Genomic DNA, 21,166 nt, shown 5'->3' with positions numbered 1-21,166 from the left:
CCGAATCACATACCCCTACCCCGTGCCCGTTCCCGCGCCGGTACCCCGGACGAACCCGCTCTGGGCGTTGATTCGGGTGCTCCCGCGGTCCTGGCCGGCTCCAGCAGGAACCCGGCGATTCCGTGAGGAGCCCTCCGGCAGCCGATCGCCCGGCGACGGGCGGCGCCCCCGGGTCGCCGGGTCGGTCTGTGCGGTCCGTGCGACCCGCAAGCGCCCCAGCGCCCGCGCGCCGCGTCGGGCCTGGGCCGCCAGCACCTTGACGCCGGGTTCGCCGCCGGTCCTGGAAGCGGACCTGGCGGATCGGACGCTCCCGGCTCCCCATCACCTGGATGGCGCGCGGGTCTCCGTCCACGGGCGCTTCCTCATTGATGGCCCTGCGGACCGTGGGTACGGCACTGCCCCGGCGTCGGGGAGATGACGCCGGGGCAGTGGGGCCGGGTGGGGTGCGCTAGGGCAGGGGGATGCGGACGACCTGGGGGTCGTGGTCGCTCAGCTGGGTGGCGAACTCGCTGTTGAGGTGGACGATGTCGTAGCTGTACGCCTTGGCCGCGAGGGCGGGGGAGATGAGGATGTGGTCCAGCACCTGGGAGTTGCCCTCGTAGACGTAGGTGTAGCGCTCGGCGAGGGGCAGGGTGCGGGGGAGGTCGACCAGGGAGCCGCCGGCCGTGAGCAGCGCGGTGGTCTGGGAGAACTCGAAGTCGTTGAGGTCGCCGAGGACGATGACCGAGGCGTTCGGGTCCACGGCGAGGATCTGGTCGGTGAAGTTCTTCACCACGGTGGCCTGCGCGTGCCGCTGGGTCTCGGAGGGGCGGGCCGGCTGCTGGTAGCGGCCGAAGAGGGGCTGGTCGCCGCCCTTGGAGTTGAAGTGGTTGGCTATCACGAAGACCGGGCGGCCGTTCCAGCGGAACTCGCCCGCGAGCGGCTTGCGGCTGGCGTTGAAGGCGGAGTCGGCCGGGTCGATCCGGCCGGGGGAGTAGGCGAGGGCCGGCGTGCCGGCGTTGTTGACGACCGAGTTGGCGGTGGTGGAGCCCGCGCCGGCGCGGTCGGTGAAGGTCAGGCCGCGGTCGGTGCGGTAGAGGAAGACCTGGCGGATGTTGCCGCCGGGCTGGCCGCCGTCCTGGTCGTTCACCGGGTTGATCTGGCGGTAGGAGTAGGCCGGGCCGCCGGCCGCGCCGATCGCGGCGACCAGCTTGGCGACGGTCTGGTCGGCGGCGACGACCCCGTTGTCGGTCGCGCCGGAGTTGTCCTGGATCTCTTCCAGGGCGACCAGGTCGGGCGAGCGGAGGTGGTTGACGACGGCCGCGGCGAGGCCGTCGAACTTGCTCTGCGGGTCGCTCGGGGCGAGGTTCTCGACGTTGAAGGTCGCGGTGGCGAGCTCGCCGGCGGCCGGGGCGGCGGTGGTCTCGGCGGTGAGGCCGCCCGGGGCGACGGTCGGGGTCGCGGTGACCAGCAGCTTGAAGTTGCCGAAGGAGTAGTCGAGGACGCCGACGGTGGCGCCGGAGAGGGTGTCGCCCACGTTGGCGGTCGGCGTCGGGGCGAGCACGTCGTCCAGCAGGACCCGCTCGGGGTTGCCGTCGGCGGCCTGCAGCAGGATGCCGCCGCGGTTGGTGCGGGTGGTCGAGCCCTGCGGGACGACCGGGATCTCGCCGAAGGAACTGCTCGGGCCGACCACGGCGGCGTTGTTCAGCTGGACCCGCATGCCCTCCAGGGACTCCCAGAAGTCCAGGCCGTCGGTGGCCGGCTGGAAGCCGCCGGCGGTCTCGACGTCGCCCGTGGTGACGCCGGAGATCACCGCGGCCGGCGGGACCCGGCCGCCCGCGCCGACCACGGTGGCGGCGGGCAGCGCGACGTTGTGGGCGAGGACACCGGTGGTGGCCCCGGTGAGCTCGGTGATGGTGAGGTTGGTGGTGCCGCCGGTGCCGCCCGGGCGGAACTCGCTCACCGTGCCGGCGACCTTGACCGAGTCGCCGACGGCCACGCCGGGCGCGCCCGCGGTGTAGACGTAGACCGCCTCGCTGGTGGCCGGGTCGGCGTCGGGCTGCGGGTCCTGGAACCAGTAGCCGCTCGGGCCGACCGCCGTGACGACACCGGGGACGGCGCTGACCGACTGGCCGGCCAGCGGGGAGGTGCGGGCGGCGCCCTGGATGTCGTGGATGCGGGTGCCGCCGGTCCCGCCGCCGGTGGAGGACGAGTTGCGCGGGGTGGGCGCGGTGACGGCGAAGTCGCTCGCGTTGGTGTCGGTGTCGGTGGCGCCGCCGCCCGCCCGCACGGCGGCGGTGGTGTTGGCGAGGTTGCCGGTCGGCGAGCCCTCGGCCGAGCTGGCGGTGGTGCCGTACCCGACGAAGTCCCTCACCCCGGGCTGGGTGGCGCAGCCGGTGGAGCAGGTCAGCGCGGTGGAGTTGGTGACCAGCGCGACCTTGCCGGCGTTGGCGCCCATGGCGATGGTGCCGGTGGCGTCGGGCGTCGGGAGGGCCGCGCCGGCGCCGGCCCCGGCCGCCTCCTGCACCAGGTAGTAGGCGCCGGGGGCGATGGTGCCCGAGAGCGTGGTCTTCGACCACGACGAGCCGGCCGCCGAGGCGTACTGGACGGTCCAGCCGGTGACCGTGACCGGCGCGGTGCCGCGGTTGTACAGCTCGATGAAGTCATTGGTGTACGGGGCGCCGGAGTTGCCGCCGCCGCCGTACACCTGGCTGATCACGAGGTCCGGCGACACCGCCTGCGCGGTGCCGGCCGGCAGGGCTGTCACCGCTCCCACGACGGCGGCGGCCGATGCCACCGCCAGCACACGGAGCCGGACTCGATCGGTTCGCCGCATGGGGCGTCCTCCTGACGCGCGAACGGATGATGGTGGGGCGCTGTGTGTTGTAGCAGCGCCACCGTTGCCATACCGCGCGCTCTGGCGGACAGCCAGACGTACAACGGAAGAACGTTTCGGCTGACATGAACCGGCCGAGTCGCCTGTGGCCCGGGTGACGGAGGAGGCGGAGGTGACGGTCGGACGTCGGACGTCAGTCGCCTGCCGTCAGTCGCCTGCCGTCAGCCGTCAGCCGTCAGTCCTCGGTGAGGGTGAGCCGGATGCCGACGGTGCCGCGTTCGCCGCGGCGTAGCCGGCTGCCGAGCAGGGTGACGACGCCGACCAGGCCGTACTTCTGCCGCAGCAGCGTCCGGTAGGCGGCGGTGCGCTCGGGGTCGAGGATCTCGGCGGTGGCCGGGTGGGATTCGCCGGTGGGGTTGCCGCGCACGTCGCAGGGGCCGACCAGGACGTCCGGGCGGTTGCGGATCCGCTTGACCTTCCAGGAGTCGGCGACGGTCCAGATGCCGAGCGCCTCGCCGTCGCGCACCACCCACACCGGGGTGGGCACGGCGGTGCCGTCCTTCTTGAAGGTGGTGACCAGCAGATAGCTTCCGGAGCAGAGGCTGACGAGGCGTTCGAGCCGCTTCTGCCGGTGCGGGTCGGGGTTGGGGGTGGCGGCGCTCATGCCGGGCATTCTAGGGCCCGTGATCACGGCCGCCGGGCGCCGGCCGAGCCGAGCCGGGTGCGGGCGGAGCGGACCAGGCTCCTGGCCCGGCGGGCGAACCGGCGGCGACCGCCACCGCCCACCGCCGTGGACCCGCCCACCGCGGTGGCGCCGCGCAGGGCGGCGGTGCGGTAGGGGGTGACGGTGCCGTACGGGGCGGGCGCCGGGTGCGCGGGGACGGTGGGGGCGGCGGGCAGCACCGGTGGCCGGGCGGCCACGGGGGTGCGGGTGTACAGCCGCCGGCGGACGCGGATCCGGGCCGCCGCCCACATCGCGAGTGCCCCGCACAGGGCGGCCGCCGTCCACCCGGCCGGGCCGAGCGCGTGGTCGATCCGCCGGATGGCGGGGCCGTCCTCCCCGGCCGCGTGCGGCAGCCCCCCGTCGGCCGGCTCCTCGGTACCGTCGGCCGGGGCGTCCGCGCCGTCTTCCTCCACCAGGACGCCGACCGGCTCGACCTTGCCGGCCGCCGCGAAGCCCCAGTCCAGCAGCGCCGCCGCCTCGTCGTACACCTTGGACTGCTGTTCCGGGTGCATCACCGTCACCAGCAGCGTGCGGCCGCCGCGTTCGGCCGCGCCGGTGAAGGTGGCGCCCGCGTTGGTGGTGTAGCCGTTCTTCACCCCGATCAGCCCGGGGTACTTGCCCAGCAGGCGGTCGGTGTTGGCGATGTCGAAGGCGGTCCGCTGCCCGGTCGCCAGGTCGAGCCCGCCGGGGAAGCGCGCGGTGCGGGTCGCGCAGTAGCTGCGGAAGTCGGGGTTGCGCAGCCCGGCCCGGGCGAACAGCGTGAGGTCGTACGCCGAGGAGACCTGGCCGTCCTGGTCGTAGCCGTCCGGGGTGACCACCCGGGTGTCCCGGGCCTGCAGGGCGTCCGCCCGCTCCTGCATCTGCGCGACCGTCAGGGCCAGCCCGCCGTTCATGTGGGAGAGCACGTGCACGGCGTCGTTGCCCGAGGCGAGGAAGACCCCGTGCCAGAGGTCCTCCACCCGGTACGGCAGGTTCTCCTTGATCCCGACCAGGCTGCTGCCCGCTCCCACCTCGGCCAGCTCGGCCGGGCTCACCCGGTGCTCCAGCGAGCGGTCGAACTTGGGCAGCACGGTGTCGGCGAAGAGCATCTTGAGCGTGCTGGCGGGCGGCAGCGGGAGGTGCGCGTTGCGGGCCGCCAGCACCTCGCCGGTCGCGGCGTCGGCGATCAGCCAGGACCGCCCGGTCAGTCCGGCGGGCAACGCCGGTGCCCCGGCCCGGGGCGCCACCTGGACGGTGGGGCGCGCCAGCCGCTCGCCGCCGACCACCGTGGTCGCGTCCTGCGCCGCTTCGGGGACGGCGGTGGGGAGCCCGGGGGGCTCGGGGGCGGGCTCGGCGGCGGGTTCGGGGGCGGGTGAGACCGCCGTGGGGGAGGCCGTGGTGACGGAGGTCGCGGTGACGGAGGCCGCGCTGACGGCGCCCGGCCGGTCGGCCGGGAGCGCCGCGGCCGGGGCTGCGGGCGAGCCGGCCGCGAGGGCCAGCGCGGCGACGGCGCCGGCCGCCGCCGGTATCCGGACCCGGGCGCGGCTGCTGACGTGGGGTGGCCTCTGCTGCACATGGCGAACGTAACCCGGGCGACCACCGCCCCGCCCTGCCCGCTGCTCCGTCCGGGCCCCGGCCCGGATTCCCGGCTGGTACGGTACGGGGCATGTTCGTTCCCTGTGTGTAGTGCGACCCGTCGCGACCGCGCCCCGACTTGCCGTCGGCGCGGTCCTCCGGTGTCCCCGCACACATCCGGTGCCGCTGGGCGTTCCCCGCCCGCCGCCCGGTCTTCACCGAGGAACGTGCCCATGCCCTCCTCCGCTTCCGTGCCTCCGCACGCCTCCTCCGCGCGCCCCGGCTACCGCGCCGTCCTCGCCGCCCCGCACGCCGGCCGCACCTTCGGGGCGGCGCTGCTCGGCCGCCTCTCGTACGGCGTGGTCCCGCTCGCGTTGCTGCTGGCCGTCCGCGATGCCACCGGCTCCTACTCCGCCGCCGGCGCGGCGATGGCCCTGTTCGGTCTCGCCAGCGTCCTCCTCTCCCCGGTCAGGGCCGGCCTGGTCGACCGTCACGGCCCCCGGCGCGCGCTGCCGCCGATGGCCGTGCTGTACACCGCCCTGCTGCTCGCCGTGGCCGCCGCCACCGCGCGGCCCGGCACGGCACCGGCGGCGCTCGCGGCGCTGGTCGTCGCGGCGGGCGCCTGCACCCCGCCGCTCGGGCCGGTGATGCGCACGCTCTGGCGCCGGCTCCTTCCCGACCCGGCACTGCTCCGCCGCGCCTACAGCCTCGACGGGGTCTCCGAGGAACTGCTCTTCGTCACCGGCCCGCTGCTGGTCGGGGTGCTGCTGCCACTGGTCGGTCCCTCCGGCGCCGTGGTCGCGGGCGCGGCCCTGCTGCTCACCGGCGCCCTGCTGCTGGTCGCCTCGCCCCTGGCGGCGGCGGGCGTCCCGGAGGACGGCGCGACGGAGGACGGCGCGATGGGGGACGGCGCGACCGGGGACGTTACGACCGGTGGACGCCGGACTGGTGGACGCCGGTCGCGGCGCGCCGGGCGGCTCGGTGGTGGGAGGGCGCTGCGGTGCGCGGTGCTCGCGGCGGCCGTGACCGGGCTGGCGCTGGGTGCGCTCGACCTCATGGTGGTCGCCTTCGCCGAGCGGCAGGGGCGGCCGGAGGCGGTCGGCTGGGTCCTGGCCGCACTGTCGGTCGGCAGCGCGGTCGGCGGCCTCGGGCTCGGCGCGCTGGACCGTCCGGTGCCCAACGCCGTCCGGCTGCCGCTGCTGACGGCCGGCCTCGGCCTGGCGCTGGCCGTCGCCGGGCTCGCGCCGAACCTCCTGGTGCTCGGCGCGGTCGTCGCGCTCGCCGGGCTCTTCGTCTCACCCGCTCTCACCACCGCCTACCTGGTGGCGGACGAGGCGGTCGCCCCCGACGCCCGCACGCGCGCCGGTGCCTGGGTGAACACCGCCTTCAATGCCGGGTCGGCCGCCGGCGGCGCAAGCGTGGGCCTGCTGGTCGGTCATCTCCCGCTGCCGCTCTGCTTCGCCCTGGCCGCGGCCCCGGCCCTCGCCGCCGTGCCGGTGCTCCGCTCGCGCGACTTTGGTGACGCCCGGTCGCGCCGAAAGTCGGATTCCCTGCCGGACACGGCTGCCTAGCGTCGTGGCCATGAAGAACTTCCTCGGCTTCGTGAGCTTCGTCCTGATCGTCGGTGGGATCAGCGGCCTGCTCGCCGACCACCTGTGGGGCTTTCGCCTCTTCGGCTTCGTCCGCTACCTCGTCCCCGCCGACCACCAGACGGTGGGCTACTTCGTGATGATCGGACTGGGCATTCTGCTCGCCGTCGGCACGGGCCTGCTGGACCGCCTGGGCAGCAGGGACTGAGCCCCGGGTGGGGGTGCGCGGCCGTCGTCGGGACCGGTGTCAGGCATCACCTCCGGGGTGGTCTTCGGGACCGCGGTCGGGATTGCGGTCGGGATCCCGGTCGGGGGTGGACGGGCCGGTCCGGGCGGCGGCCGCGGCGACGCCGTCGAGCAGGACGGCCAGCCCGGTCCGGAAGGCCTCCCGGGTGCGGTCGGGAGCCGGGTCGCCGGTGCCGGCCTCGGCGGCGCCGGACCGTTCGAGGGCGGTGAGCAGGGGGAAGCGTTCGGCGAAGTCGGGAGCGAGGTCGGCGAGCCGGCCGGCCCGGGCGTGCCACCACTCCTCGTCCGGCACACCGGTGGTGGCCGCGGCGGCCCGGGCGTCCGCCGCGGTCTGCGCGGACCCCCGGACGAACTGCCACAGGGCCGCGACCGCGCCCCGCAGCTCCCGGGGACCGAGGCGGGCCCCCCGGAGGATCCCCAGCAGGGCCTCCATCGCGCCCAGCTCGCCGGGCCCGAGGACGGGGCGGGCCTGGGAGATCTGCAGGACCCAGGGGTGCCGGAGGTAGCAGTCCAGGGCGTCGTCGGCCCAGGCGGTGACGCCCGCTCGCCAGTCCCGGCCCGGGTCGGGGGAGGCGGGCAGTTCGGCGAGCACCCGGTCGTGCATGAGGTCGAGGAGTTCGGCCTTGCCCGGGACGTAGGTGTAGAGGGCCATGGCGGTGCGGCCGAGGCGCTCGCCGACCGCGCGCATGGAGAGCGCGGCCATCCCGTCCGCGTCGGCGACCGCGATCCCCGCGAGGACGATGGCGTCCACACTCAGCCCGGGCTTGGGCCCGCTGCGCCCGGGACGCGGCGTCTCGGGCGCGCGCCACAGCAGCGCCATGGAGCGGCGGGCGTCGCCCTGTCCGGCGAAGACGGTCACGACGGAACTCCTTATCGCATAAGGTAACCTCGGCTCCGAGGAACTCTTTACGGCATAAGGTATCAACGGGGGATCGAAACCGGAGGTTGAGCCATGAGCCTTCCCGTCACCTTCGTCCAAGTCGCCGAGGTCGCGCGGATCACGCCTCGGACGGCCCGGATCACCTTCCAGGCCGAGGAACTCGACGCGAGCGTCGGCGCCTCGCCGGACCAGCAGGTCAAACTCTGCTTCCCCCGCCCCGGCCAGGACGCCCCCGTCCTTCCCGGGCGGACCGACGACGCCATGGGCTGGTACCAGGCCTACCTGGCCATCCCGCAGGCGGAGCGGCCGTGGATGCGCAGCTTCACCCTCCGCCGGCGCCGGCCCGGGAGCCGGCGGCTGGAGATCGACTTCGTGCTGCACGGTGACACCGGTCCGGCGAGCGCCTGGGCCGAACGGGCCCGGCCCGGGGACCGCTTGGGCATGGTCGGACCTTCCGCGATGTATGCCTCCCCGCTGTCGATCACGTCCGCCGCCGCGGTGGCGGACTGGGTTCTGATGGTGGGTGACGAGTCGGCGCTGCCCGCGATCTGCACCCTGCTGGAGGCGCTGCCGGAGGGCACCGACATCGTGGTGTTCGCCGAGGTCGAGGATCGCGCCGAGGAACAGCCACTGCCCGGCCCGGCCGGAACGGCCGTGCGGTGGCTGCACCGTGACGGTGCCGCGCCCGGCCGACGGCTGGTCGAGGCCGTCGCCGCCGCCGACCTTCCGGCCGGCACCCCGTTCGCCTGGCTGGCCGGCGAGGCGTCCGCGGTCCGCACGCTCCGCCGCCACCTGGTCGAGGAGCGAGGCGTGCCGAAGGCCTCGGTCGAGTTCAGCGGCTACTGGCGGCACCGCTTCACCCAGGACGACGCGCCCACGGCGGAGGACCTGGCGGACGCCCGGGAGAAGTCGGCCCGGGCCGAGGCCGGCTGACCCCGCTCCCCGCATGCCGGGCGCTGCACGGGGGAAGCGGGTCGGGGAACGGGACGCGGCGCCCACGCCCCGTCCCCCGACCGGAACCCATCGGTCCTTGTCATCTGCCGTCTCCCGCTGGCCGTCTCCGGCCGGTCGACCGGATGCCGACCGGCGGGAGGCGGCCCGCGCTCAGAACCGCCAGGCCGGGTCGTTGGCGATCGCCAGCAGCGCCGCCGTGTCCAACGAGCCCTCCGGCCGCTCCGGGAACTGCTGGAGGGTGACCGTCCGGCCGTCGCCCCGCAGGACGCGGACGTACTGGGAGGTGCGCCCACCCTGCGGGAAGGTGAGCGTCACCGCCTCGGCCCGGCCGCCGCCGGGCAGATCGACCAGCTCGCACCGGTTCTTCGGCAACACCTCCTCGGGTCTGGGGTGACCGGGGGCCGGGGTGATCTTCGGGAAGGCCACCGTGGCGCAGAGCGGGACCTTCGGCGCGTCCGCCGAACGCTCGGCGCCGCCGATGAACTCCACCGGGCCGGCCGCGCCGTTCCAGACGACCCGGAAGGTGCGCCCGGCGATGTCGCCGGCCCGGACGTCGGCGGCGCCGGACGGCAGCAGTCCGGCGAGCGTCGCCCCGAGCCGCTCGCTGGACCAGCCGGTCGGCCGGTCACTGCTGGCCCCGAAGGAATCGGGACGCAGCGCCTGCGGGACCTCGCCGGTCTCGCCGACCAGTGCCACCGGGCCGGTCAGCGGATCGGCGGCGGTGACCGTCGGCCCGCCGGCGGAGGCGGGGGCGGGCGCCGCCGAGCCGAGGCACATCACCAGGGCGGCGAGGGCGGCGGTGACGCCCGCACCGACCCCGGTCCTGGCCAGCACCCGCCCCCCGCCGCGGCGGCGGCCGGCGGCCATCGCCGCCTCGACCGTGCCGGCCCGCAGCGGCGGTTCGGCGCCGAGCCCGGCCGCGAGGAGGAGGCGGATGTGGTCCTGGTCGTCCTGGGTGTCGTCGTGTCTCACGGGGTGTCCTTCACGGGGTTCATCGGATCTCCTTCACGGGATGCGCTCACCGGGTGCGCGTCGCGGGCACGGGCGCGGGAGCGGCGGTGAGCTGCTCGAACGGATCGGTCTCGCCCAGCAGCTCGCGGAGCTTGGCGAGCGCCCTGGCGGTGTGGCTCTTGACGGTGCCGACGCTGCAGTTGAGCGCCCGCGCCGTCGTCGGGATGTCCATGTCGACCCAGAACCTCAGGACGACGACCGCGCGCTGACGCGTCGGCAGGGCGTTGAGCGCCGTTCTGACCTGCAGGCTGAGGGACAGGTCCGTCGCCGGTCCGGCGGAGTCGGGCAGCGTCTCCGTCGGCCGCTCCCTGCGCCACCGTCGTCTGCAGTGGTCGATACTGGCGCGGGTCACCACGGTCTGGGCGTACGCCTCCAGGTTGTCGATCCGGTGTCGACGGTCCCAGGTCGCGTAGAGCTTGGTCAGCGCGATCTGGGTGATGTCCTCGGCGTGGTGCCAGTCGCCGCAGATCCAGTAGGCGGTACGCCGCATGTCGGACAGCCGCTCCTCGGCGAAGGTGCGGAACTCGTCCAGGTCAGAGGTGCGCATGGGAGGCCTCCGTTCGTCTCTGTACACACCGACGGAACGGGCAGGCCCCGGAGATGACACGGCTCGGCGAATTTTTTCCGAGGATTTTTCCTGACGTCTCATGACATCCTCCACCGCCCTCCCTTCCGTCGAACCCCACGACAGACCGAACACGCGGGGACCGGCCCGAAACCGGGCCCCGCCGGAGGGGACGGGTGCGCATGCGCAGGACATCGAGGACGGGGCGGCTGACGGCCGTTCTGCTGGGAGCGGTGCTCGTGGGGACGGTGGCCGCACCGGCCGCCTGGGCGCGGCCGGCCGCCGCGCCCGCCGCCGGCACCCCGGGCGGGGCGCCCGGGGCGGGGCGGCCGGTCCAGGTCACCCTGATCACCGGCGACCGGGTCACCGCCCGGGTCGGCGCCGACGGCGGGGTGGCGCTCGTCGGCGTCCGCCCCGGCCCCGGACGCGCCGAATTGACCTTCAGCCGGGTACCGGGCGCCCCCGGCAGCGTCAACCTGGTTCCGCAGGACGCCGAGCAGCCGCTGCGTGAGGGGCGGCTCGACCCGCGGCTCTTCGACATCGCCGGGCTGATCGCCCAGGGCTACGACGACGGCGGCAGCCGGGAGCTGCCGCTGATCGTCGGCCGCGAGCCGGGGGCGAGCCCGGGCGCCGGCCTCGCCGCCACCGCGCCGCCGCCGGGCACCACCGTCGGCCGCGAGCTGGAGAGCGTGCACGGCACGGCGCTTCGCGCCGACAAGCAGCGCGCCGGGGACCTCTGGCAGCGGCTCGGTCCGGCCGCGGCCGCGCCCGCCGTGGGCCTCGCCGAGGGCGCCGGGCTCGCCCCCGGCATCGCGAAGATCTGGCTGGACGGCAAGGTCGGCGCCGCCCTGGACCGCTCCACCGCGCAGATCGGCGCGCCCGCGGCCTGGCGCTCCGGCCTCACCGGCCAGGGGGTCAAGGTCGCGGTGCTGGACACCGGGATCGACGGCGGCCACCCCGACCTCGCCGGGTCGCTCGGCGAGAGCTCCGACTTCACCGGCGGGACCGCCGGAGTGAACGACGCCGACGGGCACGGCACCCACGTCGCCTCGATCGTCGGCGGCGACGGCGCCGCCTCCGGGGGCCGCTTCAAGGGCGTCGCCCCCGATGCCGAACTGCTGGTCGGCAAGGTCCTCGACGACCAGGGCAACGGCCAGGAGTCCTGGGTGCTGCAGGGCCTGGAGTGGGCCGCCGCCCGGGCCCCGATCGTGAACATCAGCCTCACCGGCGCGCCCACCGACGGCACCGACCCGATGGCCCAGGCCGTCAACACCCTCTCGGAGCGGTACGGCACGCTCTTCGTCGCCGCCGCGGGCAACAGCGGGCGGGCCGGGACGGTCGGCACCCCGGGCTCGGCCGACGCCGCGCTCACCGTCGGGGCGGTCGACCGGGCCGACCGGCTCTCCCCGCTCTCCAGCCAGGGGCCGCGCACCGGCGACCACGCGGTCAAGCCGGACCTCACCGCGCCGGGCAGCGACATCGTCGCCGCGCGGGCCGCCGGCACCACCGGGCCGAGCCCGGTCGGCGACCAGTACACCGCCATCTCCGGCACCTCGATGGCCGCCCCGCACGTCGCCGGCGCCGCGGCCCTGCTGCTGCAGCAGCACCCGGACTGGAAGGGCCCGCAGCTCAAGGCCGCCCTCACCTCCTCCGCCCGGCCGGCCGCCGACCAGAGCAGCTACCAGCAGGGGGCCGGCCGGCTGGACGTCGCCCGCGCCACCGCGCAGACCGTCCTCGCCACCGCCGAGGCCACCGGGGTCCGCTTCACGGACCAGCGGAGCGGCCCCGCGGTGACCCGCACCATCACCTACCGGAACACCGGCCGGGAGCCGGTCGCCCTCGACCTGGCGACCTCGGTCACCGCCACCGACGGTGCCTCGGGACCGGCGGGCGCGCTCACCGTGGCCCCCGCCCGGCTGACGCTGCCGGCCGGCGGCAGCGGCCAGGCGACCGTCACCGTGGATCCGGCCGCGGTGGCCGCCGGCGCCACCCTCAGTGGCCGGGTCACCGCGGGCATCAGCGGGGCCGGCGGCCACCAGGCCGACCCGGCGGCCCCCTCCGTCACCACGGCGTTCGCCCTGAGCCGGGAGGCCGTGCAGCACGAGATCACCGTCCAGGCCGTGGACCGCGACGGCGCGCCGCTCGGCCCGGGTGACTGGCAGACCGGCCGCTCCATGCTCCACCTCGTCGACCTCGCCACCCGCGCGGCCTACGAGCTTCGGTTCACCGACGGCACCGCCACCGTCCGGGTCCCGGAGGGCCGTTACAACCTCGTCGGCAAGCTCGTCACCCCCGGCAGGAACGGCGGTCGCCCCACCGCCACCCTGCTGCTCCAGCCGGAGCTGGACCTGCGCACCGATGGCAGGCTCGCCGTCGACGCCCGCCAGGGCCGGCAGATCACCGTAGCCGTGCCGGACGAGAACGCCGTGCCGTTCTCGCTGTGGGCCGGATTCTGCTACCGGAGCGCGAAGGACGCACCGTGCGCCGGCGAGGGCTTCACCCTCGGCACCCCCGGCAACCTCTACGTCATCCCGGGTGGTCGGCCGACCGGGGGTACGGTGGACTTCGCGGTGCAGAGCCTGCAGCGTGGGCCGGACCGCAAGGACGGCCGGCTGCCCGACCGCTACGACCTGTTCCTGCACACCACGGGTGGCCTGCCTGACCCGGCGTTCCGGGTGACCCGGGCCGATCTCGCCACCGTCTCCACCCTCTACGGCGCCCAGTCCGCCGGCACCAGCGGGGTGATGAGCAGCTACGCGGAAGCCGACGGCCTCGGTGGGATGACCTACGGCGAGCCGACCTTCCCGCTGCCCGCGGCCCGCACCGAGTACTTCACCACCCGGGGGCAGCAGCGCGAGACGTACTTCGGCCAGGAGACGGGCCCCGGCGGAGAGCTCTTCCCGCCGGCCGTCACCCAGATCGGCGTGGTGCCCTGCTCCGCCGGAACGTCCTGCACGGAGTGGTGGAACGGTGCGGTCACCGGCCCGGGCCTCGCGGCCGGCAAGGACGGCGCCGCCACGATGGCCCGTACCAGCGACCACTTCCTGACGGTCTTCCCGCAGCTGTTCTCCGACCCCGCGCCCGGGCACTACGGCTCCCCGCTGCCGCTGCGGCTGGACGACACCGTCCACCTGGAACTGGCCGGCGACGGGCGGCGGATCGGCGCCGCGGACACCCCGCAGGCGACCTTCGCCGTCCCGCCGGCCGAGGGCACCTACCGCCTGACGGCGAAGGCGACCCGCGCCGAAGCGTGGGCGCTCTCCAGCACCGTCGAGGCCGCGTGGACCTTCCGCTCAGGCCCCGTCGCGCCCGGTCCCGACGGTGCCGTGCGCACCGCGCCCCTGCCGATCGGCGTCGTCCGGCTGAGCGCGCCGGTGGACGCCGAGAGCCGGGCACCGCGCGGCCGGCACACGGTGACGGCCAAGGTCGAGCGCCAGAGCGGCGCCCCCGCGCCCGCCACCACGCGGCTCACCGCCGAGGTCTCCTTCGACGGCGGCGCCACCTGGCGGGGCGCCACCGTGGGCGGAGCCGGCCAGGGCGGCCGGCGAATCACCGTCGACCCGCCCGCGCAGGGCGACGCGGACGTCTCGCTGCGGGTCACCGCTGAGGACGCGGACGGTTCGACGGTCGAGCAGACGATCCTGCACGCCTATCGGCTGAAGCCTTGAGGGACGGGAGGAAGCCCATGGTGCGGTAGAAGCGCTTCCCGGGACGGCCGGATGGGCAGGGAAGGGAACGAACGGTCGGTCGCTATCCGTTCGACCGATTGACGAAGCGTCAATGAGGAGGGCCGCATGACCAAGCAGGCGTACGGACAGATCGCGCATCGTCACGTCGAGGTGAACGGAGTCCGGCTGCACGTCGCCGAGCAGGGGGAGGGGCCGCTGGTCCTGCTGCTGCACGGCTTTCCGGAGAGCTGGTACTCCTGGCGGAACCAGTTCGCGCCGCTCGTCGAGGCCGGCTACCGGGTGGTCGCCGTCGACCAGCGCGGCTACGCCCGCAGCGAGCAGCCCGAGTCGGTCGACGCCTACACCCTGTTCCACCTGGTCGGCGATGTCGTCGGCCTGATCCGCGCGCTCGGCAAGGAGCGCGCGGTGCTGGTCGGGCACGACTGGGGCGCCCCGGTCGCCTGGACCACCGCGACGCTCCGCCCCGATCTGGTGCGCGGTGTGGCCGGCCTCAGCGTCCCGCCGCTGCCGACCCTCAGCCTGCCGCCGCTGTCGCAGGCCAGGGAGCGGTTCGGTGACGGCTTCTACCAGGTCTACTTCCAGCGCCCCGGCGTCGCCGACGCCGAACTCGTCCAGGATCCGCACGCGACGTTCCGCCGGCTGTTCTACAGCGGCTCCGGTGACCGTCCGCGCGGCGGGGAGTCGCAGGCCTGGGTGGTCGGCGAGGGCCAGACCCTGCTGGACGTCCTCGTCGAGCCGGAGAAGCTGCCCGACTGGCTGTCGGAGGCGGACATCGAGGCCTTCGTCGCCGACTACGCCGAGCACGGCGAGCGGGCGTTCACCGGCGGCCTGAACTGGTACCGCAACATCGACCGGAACAACGAGCTGCTCGCCGGGCTCGTCGGCCGGCCCGTGGAGGTCCCCGCCCTCTACGTGGCCGGGGACCAGGACATGGTCACGTCGATGATCCCGGAGGACGGGATGCGGCTGCTGCTGCAGCACCTGACGCCCAAGCTGTACCGGCGCGTCACCCTGCCGGGTGTCGGGCACTGGACGCAGCAGGAGAGCCCGGCCGAGGTCACCGCCGCCCTGCTGGACTTCCTCCAGCACCTGGACGGCTGAGGCCACCGGCGGGGCGGGCCGGACCGGTCCAGCCGGCTCCGCCCCGCCACCTCCTCCTCAGACCGGGAGGAGCCGGGCGATGAACTCGCCCAGCCGGCGGGCGTTGCGGCAGCAGTGCATCTCGACCACCTGGGCGTAGGCGGGGGCGGCCGAGTCGCCGGTGCCCCAGAGGGCGGGCTGCTCCGGGTTGAGCCAGTAGACCCGGCGGGCGCGCGCGGAAACGCGATGGAGAGAGGAGAGATTGGGGTCCCGGTAGTTGTTCCGGGCGTCGCCGAGGATCAGCACGCTGGTGCGCGGGCCCACGGCGTCCAGGTGGCGATCGGCGAACTCGCCGAGCGCCGAGCCGTAGTCGCTGTTGCCGTGGTAGCCCATGACCTTGGCCTCGGTGAGGATCCGCCGGGCCAGGGCGGCCGGGTCGCCGCCGCCACGGGTGAGCAGGTCGGTCACCTCGGCGGTGCGGTTGACGAAGGCGAACACCCGGACCTTGCTGAACTGGTCGCGCATCGCCTGGACCAGCAGCAGGGTGAAGTCGGAGAAGCCCGCCACCGAGCCGGACACGTCGCAGAGCAGTACCAGCTCCGGCCGGACGGGGCGGCGCAGCCGGTGGGCCGGGCGCAGCGGGACACCACCGGTGGACAGCGAGCGGCGCAGGGTGCGGCGCAGGTCGATGTGCCCGCGCGCCGCCCGGCGCCGGCGCGCGGCCAGCCGGGTCGCCAGCTTCCGGGCCAACGGGTGCACGGTGCGCCGGAGTTCGGCGAGCTGGTCGTGCCCGGCGGCGAGGAAGTCGATCCGATCGGGGCTGGGCGCGACGGCCCGCTGGGCGACGTGCTCGGTGCCGCGCACCTCGGCCGCCCGCCGGCGCGCCTCGGTGCCGACCATGGCACGGAAGTTCTCGATGCGGCGGCGGATCTCGTCGGGAAGGAGGTGATCGGCCAGGTCGGGACCGTCGCTGCCCCGGCCGTCGGCGCCCGCCCGCAGCGCCGCGAGCACCCGGGCCAGCAGGGTCTCCGGGGCGAGCCTGCTGAGGGTCTGGTAGGCCGACCAGCCGTCGCTGCCGGGCCGGCCCGAGCCGCCGGCGGTGCCGTAACGGCCGAACGCGGCCACCGCCTCGCCCGCGAGCCGGGCCAGGGCGGCCCGGTCGTCGGCGGCGAGCGCGGCGGCGATCCGCGCCCGGAGGTCCTCGCGCAGGGCCGCGGGGTCGAGGCCCGCCGGGTCGAGGGCGGCGAGGTCGAGGGTGGCCGGGGCCGGTGCGGCCGGATCGGGCGGGGCCGGATCGGGTGTGCCCGGGGCGGCGGCCCGGCGTACGGCCTCCGGATCGCCGACGCCGAGCGGGAAGAACAGGTCGAAGGCGGAGTCGAAGACCCCGCGCTGTCCGTCGGAGCGCAGCAGGGCGGCGGCCAGCCCGGCCCTGACCTGCTCGCGGTCGGCGAGGCCGAGGACGTCCAGCACGGCCGCGGCGTCGACCGTCTCGGCCGGCCCGATCCGCAGGCCATGGGTGCGCAGCGTGCGAACGAAGCCGGTCAGCCGGGCGGCGAGGTCGGCGGGCGGGCCGCCCGCGGGCGCCGCAGTGCCGTCGCCGGGCTGGGGCGGGACGGTCATGCGAGGGTGAGCTTCTGGGCGGCCTTCACCACGTCGTCCTGGTGCTTGAGGATCACCCCGAGGGTGGCGCGTACGACCGTCTCGTCGAGGGTGTCGGCGCCGAGGGCGAGCAGGGTGCGGGCCCAGTCGACGGTCTCGGCCACCGAGGGCGCCTTGCGCAGTTCCATCGCCCGCAGCGCGCCGACCACCCGGACCAGCGACTCGGCCAGCGCCGCGTCCAGGGCGGGGACGCGCAGCCGGACGATCCGGCGTTCCAGCTCGGCCTCCGGGTAGCCGAGGTGGAGGAAGAGGCAGCGCCGGCGCAGCGCCTCGGAGAGCTCCCGGGTGGCATTGGAGGTGAGGAGGACGAACGGGCGGCGGCTCGCCGTGATGGTGCCCAGCTCGGGCACGGTGACCTGGAAGTCGCTGAGCACTTCGAGCAGCAGCGCCTCGACCTCGACGTCGGCCTTGTCCATCTCGTCGATGAGCAGCACGGTCGGCTCGTCGCCGCGGATGGCGGTCAGCAGCGGTCGGGTGAGCAGGAACTCCTCGCCGAAGATGTCGCTGCGGGCCTGGTCCCAGCCCTCGTCGCGCCCGGCGGTGATCCGCAGCAGCTGCTTGGCGTGGTTCCACTCGTAGAGGGCGCGGGCCTCGTCGATGCCCTCGTAGCACTGGAGCCGGACCAGCCGGGCGCGGCCGATCGCGGCGACGGCCTTGGCGAGTTCGGTCTTGCCGACGCCGGCCGGCCCCTCGACGAGCAGCGGCTTGCCGAGCCGGTCGGCGAGGAAGACGGTGGTCGCCACCTCGGTGGAGGCCAGGTAGCCGGCCTCGGCCAGCCGGGCGGCCGTGTCGGCCACCGACTCGAAGAACTGCGTGCCCTCGCCGCCCATGCGTGCCCCACATCCCGGTCGTGCGCTGCCTGTCGGCAGCACCCTACCGGTGGGTCACTTCGCTGTCCCGGGCACGGCGGCACCGGGGCGGGAGCCCGGTCGGCGGCCGAGGGTCCGCCGACCGGGCGTGTCACCGGTGCCGCGCGGGCGTCAGTTGACCCAGACGATCGGGCTGCCGGGCACCGAGATGTCCCGGACCTGGCCGTAGAGGGCGGTGAAGTAGCCGACCGGGAAGCAGGTGCTCGGGCCGGAGGACTTCGGCAGCGCCTGGGCGCTGAAGCCGATGGTCTGGCCGACGTTGCTGGTCGTGCCGCTCAGGCCGCCGGTGGCCCGGTAGACGCAGGTGATGGTGCCGAGGATGGTCTTCAGCACCACGGTGGTCTGCACGGGACCGGCGGAGGTCGGGTCGAGCGAGACCGGGTTGCCCGGAGCGTCGCTGACCGAGTTGGTGTAGGGGAGGTTGTTGACGGTGATGCTCTGCACTCCGGTCACACCGATCACATTGGAGGTGCAGGAGCCGAAGGACTGGGTGTTGAGCGACTCGGTGGCGACCCCCGGGGCGGTCGGGTTGGTGAGGACGGTCGCGGAGAACGAGGAGGTGGCGCACTTGATGCCGCTGGTTCCGGTGGCGCTGGAGTAGAAGGTGGCGTTGGTGCCGGCCACCAGGTCCGCGGCGAGCACGTCGCCGACGGAGACGTTCGGGCCGCCGAGCGAGGTGTGGGTGAGCACGGCGACGGAGGCGGCGGCCGGGGCGGTGCCGTCGGCGGCCTGGGCGGGGGCGACGGTGCCGGCGGCCAGCACCGCGGCGGCGGCGAGGGCTGCGGTTCCGAGGGAACGGCGGATACGCATGAGGGTGTGCCTCTCCGGGCGAGTCGGGTGGGGGCCCGTGCGGTCGGTGAGGGGGCGCGCGGCGGCGTCGGCCGCGACATGACCGCGACGGGTGGTGCGGGGTGGGGCGCCGCGGACTGCGACTCGGCGGGCCCGGCGCCACGGGCCCACCCGTCCGGGCGGCGGTACCGGCGGCACGACGCTGTGCGGCGGGTACGGCGCGGCCCGGGTCGACCGCTCACGGCCACCTGGGGCCGGCCGCGGTCGAGTACGGCTGAGTACGGCGAAATGGAGCGGAGGCGGTGCGGGGTGGGGCACGAGGGTACGTGCGGTGCGGGTGCACGTCGGCGGCTGCCACCGCCGGGCATGCGTTCGCCATACTGAGCAGTCGGAACGCGTGCGGGCTTCCGGCGGCGTCCGCCGCGGATTGGAAACCCGCCAGTGTTGTAAACCGGACGTCGCGGCAATGTCAAGAAGAAGCACAGGAGTTGGCGATGAAACCGGAAGCCCGTCGGAACATCGAGACCGTCCTGCTGCCCGGCGCGCGCACCGGGCGCGACCCCGCCCGGTCGATCAAGCGCGGACCGAGCCGGCTGCCGCCGGGGGTGGTCGCCGCGACCCAGCGCGAGCGGTTGCTCGACGGGCTGGTGCTCACCGTGGCGCAACACGGGTACCAGCGGGCCACGGTGAGCGACATCTGCCGCGCCGCCGGGGTGACCAGGCCGGTCTTCTACGAGCTCTTCACCGGCAAGGAGGACGCCTTCCTCGCCGCCCACCGGTACGGCACCGGGGTGGTGATCCGGCGGATGGCGGCGGCGTTCGCGGCGGCGCCGGACTGGTGCACCGGGATCCGCGAGTCGCTGCGGGCGATGCTCGGACTGCTGGCCGGGGTGCCGGCTTTCGCGACCATGGCGGTCATCGAGCTGGACGCGGTCGGCCCGGCCGGCCGTCGTGAGCGCGATCAACTCCTCACCCGCTTTCGGGCGTTCTTCGCCGAGGTGCCCGAACTCCCCGGCGGGGTAACGACGGAGGCGATGGTCGACGCCGTGGTCGGCGGCGTCTACAGCGCCCTGCAGCGCTGCATCGACACCGACCGGACCACCGAACTCCCCGACCTGCTGCCGACCTTGAGCCTCTTCTGCCTGGCCCCCTTCCTCGGTCCGGCCGAGGCCGCGCGCCGGCTGGCCCTGGACCCGATGCCGTAGCGCGGCAGGAGCGCGGCAGCGGCCGGCGACCGGGAGAAGCGGACGATGATCCTTCGTGCACCCGTATTGACCCGCTCAATACCGGGCAGTAGCTTCCCAGTTACCCACTGCGGCCCGACCGGCCCGCCCCGCTGCCGAGGGGCGGTCCCTCCCGGCCGTGCCGCAGAACGCTGTCCGCGCCAGGACAACGTGCCAGTGACTGCCCGTCCCCATCACCCGAGGGAGCACACATGGCCACGTCCGAGGACGCCGCCCAGAGCACCGAGAGCACCGCCGACGCCGAGGCGCCCGCGCAGCGCAGAGGCCGGGTCCGGCTGAAGCGCACCGCGCTGATGGCCGTTCCCGCCGTCGCCGCCGGCGCCGTGCTGATGACCCTGACCGCGCAGGGCGTGCTCGCCGCGCAGTTCGCGATCTCCGGCATGCCGTTCACCGTCACCGCCGACAGCCTGGACGGGGTCGGATTCGAGCAGTTCGGCAGCCTGGACCACATGATCGAGGACAGCCCCAACGCCGGGGACACCGGCGGGCAGGTGCTCGTCGCCGTCTCCGCGATCAAGGAGGCCTCGCTCACCAAGCTCTGCCAGAGCGTCGAACTCGGCGGCATCAACCTGCTGATCAAGGCCGGTGACGCCGGGACGCCGGTGACCGCCACCGACCTCACCACCGACTCCGACCTGCTCTCCGGTGACGCCGAGTTCAAGAACATCGAGATCGGCGGCGACGCGAGCACCTACACCAAGGCCGGCGTGAAGGGCCTGCCCGGAGTCTTCGGCCAGCAGGCCGACACCGTCAAGATCACCAACCTGCGGCAGCACAACTACGCCACCACGGCCGGTGCCTTCAAGCTGCCCAACCTGCGGCTGAGCTTCAGCTCCGAGGGCTGCTGACGGTGGCCGGGCCCGAGCCGACGCCCGAGGCCGCGTCAGCACCCGAGCCGGCGCCCGAGGCCGCGTCGACGGCCGTGCCGACGGCCGTGCCCGAGCCGACCGCCCGGGCCGGGGCGGCCACGGCCGCCCGGAGCCGCCCGTCCTGGCGCGGCTGGCGGGGCCGGCGGCCGTTCTGGGGCGGCGTACTGGTCCTGTTCGGCGGCGCGGAGATCCTCTTCACCCTGCGCGCCCCGCTGCCCGTCGTCCTGCACATCGGGCTCCAGGGGCTCTCCGGTTACCTGGTCCCGACGGTGATGGTGGTCTGCGGCCTGCTGATCCTGTTCAACCCGGCCCAGCGGCTGTTCTACTCGATCCTCGCCGTCCTGGCCTCACTCGGCAGCTGGCTCACCTCCAACCTGGGCGGCTTCCTGATCGGCATGCTGTTCGGCGTGATCGGCAGCTGCCTCACCTTCGGCTGGATACCCGACCAGCCCCCGCGCCGCCGCCTGCTGCGCCGGGGCCAGGCCCGCCGGAAGGCCGCCGGCCCGGCCGGCGTCTGAGGCGGTCGCGGCCGGCGCCGACGCAGACCCCGCGTCCGGCGCGGCCGCGACCGGCCGCCCCGCCGCCGGCCAGGTGGCGGTGCGCCCAGGACCGGCGCCCCGCCCCCGGCG

The 21,166-nt window shown here is 75.0% G+C and carries 17 protein-coding genes; 8 read left to right on the top strand and 9 right to left on the bottom strand.

The window, feature by feature from the left end; all coding sequences use genetic code 11:
• Positions 1-448: 448 nt before the first annotated feature.
• The 3 genes from ABTX81_RS24435 to ABTX81_RS24425 all read right to left on the bottom strand — a co-directional run bounded on the left by ABTX81_RS24435 (position 449) and on the right by ABTX81_RS24425 (position 5,092).
• Positions 449-2,815 carry a DUF8508 domain-containing protein gene (locus tag ABTX81_RS24435; protein ID WP_350549188.1) on the bottom strand — a complete coding sequence of 789 codons (2,367 nt, stop codon included), beginning with the start codon at positions 2,813-2,815 and terminating at the stop codon, positions 449-451.
• Between the two features lie 235 nt (positions 2,816-3,050).
• Positions 3,051-3,479: a PPOX class F420-dependent oxidoreductase gene (locus ABTX81_RS24430; RefSeq protein ID WP_350549186.1), complete on the bottom strand. Its 429-nt coding sequence runs from the start codon at positions 3,477-3,479 to the stop codon at positions 3,051-3,053.
• A 23-nt stretch (positions 3,480-3,502) separates the two neighbouring features.
• A complete protein-coding gene (locus tag ABTX81_RS24425) occupies positions 3,503-5,092 on the bottom strand; it encodes a D-alanyl-D-alanine carboxypeptidase family protein (protein WP_350549184.1) in 1,590 nt (529 codons plus the stop codon).
• Positions 5,093-5,326: 234 nt separating this feature from the next.
• Between ABTX81_RS24425 and ABTX81_RS24420 the strand changes: the two genes are divergently transcribed.
• Together ABTX81_RS24420 and ABTX81_RS24415 are read left to right on the top strand one after the other, a co-directional pair.
• Positions 5,327-6,664, top strand: a complete 1,338-nt coding sequence (locus ABTX81_RS24420) for an MFS transporter (RefSeq protein ID WP_350549182.1) — start codon at positions 5,327-5,329, stop codon at positions 6,662-6,664.
• Positions 6,665-6,674: 10 nt separating this feature from the next.
• Positions 6,675-6,890: a hypothetical protein gene (locus ABTX81_RS24415; protein WP_350549180.1), complete on the top strand. Its 216-nt coding sequence runs from the start codon at positions 6,675-6,677 to the stop codon at positions 6,888-6,890.
• A 39-nt stretch (positions 6,891-6,929) separates the two neighbouring features.
• Here the strand turns inward: ABTX81_RS24415 and ABTX81_RS24410 are convergent, their stop codons facing one another.
• Complete coding sequence (locus ABTX81_RS24410) at positions 6,930-7,787, bottom strand: TetR/AcrR family transcriptional regulator C-terminal domain-containing protein (RefSeq protein WP_350549178.1); 858 nt, start codon at positions 7,785-7,787, stop codon at positions 6,930-6,932.
• Between the two features lie 93 nt (positions 7,788-7,880).
• On the opposite strand from ABTX81_RS24410, the gene ABTX81_RS24405 reads away from it, so the two are divergent.
• The gene (locus ABTX81_RS24405) at positions 7,881-8,741 is read left to right on the top strand and encodes a siderophore-interacting protein (protein ID WP_350549176.1); all 861 of its coding nucleotides are present in this window, start codon (positions 7,881-7,883) and stop codon (positions 8,739-8,741) included.
• Positions 8,742-8,912: 171 nt separating this feature from the next.
• Here ABTX81_RS24405 and ABTX81_RS24400 read toward each other — a convergent pair whose 3' ends face one another.
• Both ABTX81_RS24400 and ABTX81_RS24395 read right to left on the bottom strand, forming a co-directional pair.
• Positions 8,913-9,734 carry a hypothetical protein gene (locus tag ABTX81_RS24400; RefSeq protein ID WP_350549174.1) on the bottom strand — a complete coding sequence of 274 codons (822 nt, stop codon included), beginning with the start codon at positions 9,732-9,734 and terminating at the stop codon, positions 8,913-8,915.
• A gap of 46 nt (positions 9,735-9,780) precedes the next feature.
• Positions 9,781-10,320, bottom strand: coding sequence for a SigE family RNA polymerase sigma factor (locus tag ABTX81_RS24395; RefSeq protein WP_350549172.1), 540 nt, complete (start codon positions 10,318-10,320; stop codon positions 9,781-9,783).
• A gap of 200 nt (positions 10,321-10,520) precedes the next feature.
• Between ABTX81_RS24395 and ABTX81_RS24390 the strand changes: the two genes are divergently transcribed.
• Together ABTX81_RS24390 and ABTX81_RS24385 are read left to right on the top strand one after the other, a co-directional pair.
• On the top strand, positions 10,521-14,006 hold the full coding sequence (locus ABTX81_RS24390) for a S8 family serine peptidase (RefSeq protein ID WP_350549170.1): 3,486 nt from the start codon (positions 10,521-10,523) through the stop codon (positions 14,004-14,006).
• 126 nt (positions 14,007-14,132) lie between these two features.
• Positions 14,133-15,128 (top strand): alpha/beta fold hydrolase, encoded by a 996-nt coding sequence (locus ABTX81_RS24385; RefSeq protein ID WP_350549168.1) that lies wholly within the window; start codon positions 14,133-14,135, stop codon positions 15,126-15,128.
• A 57-nt stretch (positions 15,129-15,185) separates the two neighbouring features.
• Here the strand turns inward: ABTX81_RS24385 and ABTX81_RS24380 are convergent, their stop codons facing one another.
• From ABTX81_RS24380 to ABTX81_RS24370, 3 genes are all read right to left on the bottom strand, one after another.
• The gene (locus ABTX81_RS24380; protein WP_350549166.1) at positions 15,186-16,727 is read right to left on the bottom strand and encodes a vWA domain-containing protein; all 1,542 of its coding nucleotides are present in this window, start codon (positions 16,725-16,727) and stop codon (positions 15,186-15,188) included.
• Complete coding sequence (locus tag ABTX81_RS24375) at positions 16,724-17,596, bottom strand: AAA family ATPase (RefSeq protein ID WP_350549164.1); 873 nt, start codon at positions 17,594-17,596, stop codon at positions 16,724-16,726. The genes ABTX81_RS24380 and ABTX81_RS24375 overlap by 4 nt, the downstream gene beginning before the upstream one ends.
• Positions 17,597-17,746: 150 nt before the next feature.
• Positions 17,747-18,445 carry a Tat pathway signal sequence domain protein gene (locus ABTX81_RS24370; protein ID WP_350549162.1) on the bottom strand — a complete coding sequence of 233 codons (699 nt, stop codon included), beginning with the start codon at positions 18,443-18,445 and terminating at the stop codon, positions 17,747-17,749.
• A gap of 473 nt (positions 18,446-18,918) precedes the next feature.
• Between ABTX81_RS24370 and ABTX81_RS24365 the strand changes: the two genes are divergently transcribed.
• The 3 genes from ABTX81_RS24365 to ABTX81_RS24355 all read left to right on the top strand — a co-directional run bounded on the left by ABTX81_RS24365 (position 18,919) and on the right by ABTX81_RS24355 (position 21,055).
• Positions 18,919-19,629 (top strand): TetR/AcrR family transcriptional regulator, encoded by a 711-nt coding sequence (locus ABTX81_RS24365; protein ID WP_350549160.1) that lies wholly within the window; start codon positions 18,919-18,921, stop codon positions 19,627-19,629.
• A 230-nt stretch (positions 19,630-19,859) separates the two neighbouring features.
• Positions 19,860-20,516 (top strand): DUF6230 family protein, encoded by a 657-nt coding sequence (locus tag ABTX81_RS24360; protein ID WP_350549158.1) that lies wholly within the window; start codon positions 19,860-19,862, stop codon positions 20,514-20,516.
• 2 nt (positions 20,517-20,518) lie between these two features.
• Complete coding sequence (locus ABTX81_RS24355; RefSeq protein ID WP_502892837.1) at positions 20,519-21,055, top strand: DUF6114 domain-containing protein; 537 nt, start codon at positions 20,519-20,521, stop codon at positions 21,053-21,055.
• Positions 21,056-21,166: the final 111 nt, after the last annotated feature.

The sequence above is a fragment of the Kitasatospora sp. NPDC097605 genome (assembly GCF_040302725.1).
GTDB lineage: Bacteria > Actinomycetota > Actinomycetes > Streptomycetales > Streptomycetaceae > Kitasatospora.
This window is presented reverse-complemented; position numbering and strand designations above follow the sequence as displayed.

What these genes read in the sequence shown, in the direction of transcription:
- ABTX81_RS24415 (WP_350549180.1), top strand. Translation starts at nt 6,675, where the DNA reads ATGAAGAACTTCCTCGGCTTCGTGAGCTTCGTCCTGATCGTCGGTGGG.
- ABTX81_RS24405 (WP_350549176.1), top strand. Translation starts at nt 7,881, where the DNA reads ATGAGCCTTCCCGTCACCTTCGTCCAAGTCGCCGAGGTCGCGCGGATC.
- ABTX81_RS24380 (WP_350549166.1), bottom strand. Translation starts at nt 16,727, where the DNA reads ATGACCGTCCCGCCCCAGCCCGGCGACGGCACTGCGGCGCCCGCGGGC.
- ABTX81_RS24420 (WP_350549182.1), top strand. Translation starts at nt 5,327, where the DNA reads ATGCCCTCCTCCGCTTCCGTGCCTCCGCACGCCTCCTCCGCGCGCCCC.
- ABTX81_RS24435 (WP_350549188.1), bottom strand. Translation starts at nt 2,815, where the DNA reads ATGCGGCGAACCGATCGAGTCCGGCTCCGTGTGCTGGCGGTGGCATCG.
- ABTX81_RS24430 (WP_350549186.1), bottom strand. Translation starts at nt 3,479, where the DNA reads ATGAGCGCCGCCACCCCCAACCCCGACCCGCACCGGCAGAAGCGGCTC.
- ABTX81_RS24390 (WP_350549170.1), top strand. Translation starts at nt 10,521, where the DNA reads ATGCGCAGGACATCGAGGACGGGGCGGCTGACGGCCGTTCTGCTGGGA.
- ABTX81_RS24385 (WP_350549168.1), top strand. Translation starts at nt 14,133, where the DNA reads ATGACCAAGCAGGCGTACGGACAGATCGCGCATCGTCACGTCGAGGTG.
- ABTX81_RS24395 (WP_350549172.1), bottom strand. Translation starts at nt 10,320, where the DNA reads ATGCGCACCTCTGACCTGGACGAGTTCCGCACCTTCGCCGAGGAGCGG.
- ABTX81_RS24370 (WP_350549162.1), bottom strand. Translation starts at nt 18,445, where the DNA reads ATGCGTATCCGCCGTTCCCTCGGAACCGCAGCCCTCGCCGCCGCCGCG.
- ABTX81_RS24360 (WP_350549158.1), top strand. Translation starts at nt 19,860, where the DNA reads ATGGCCACGTCCGAGGACGCCGCCCAGAGCACCGAGAGCACCGCCGAC.
- ABTX81_RS24375 (WP_350549164.1), bottom strand. Translation starts at nt 17,596, where the DNA reads ATGGGCGGCGAGGGCACGCAGTTCTTCGAGTCGGTGGCCGACACGGCC.
- ABTX81_RS24365 (WP_350549160.1), top strand. Translation starts at nt 18,919, where the DNA reads ATGAAACCGGAAGCCCGTCGGAACATCGAGACCGTCCTGCTGCCCGGC.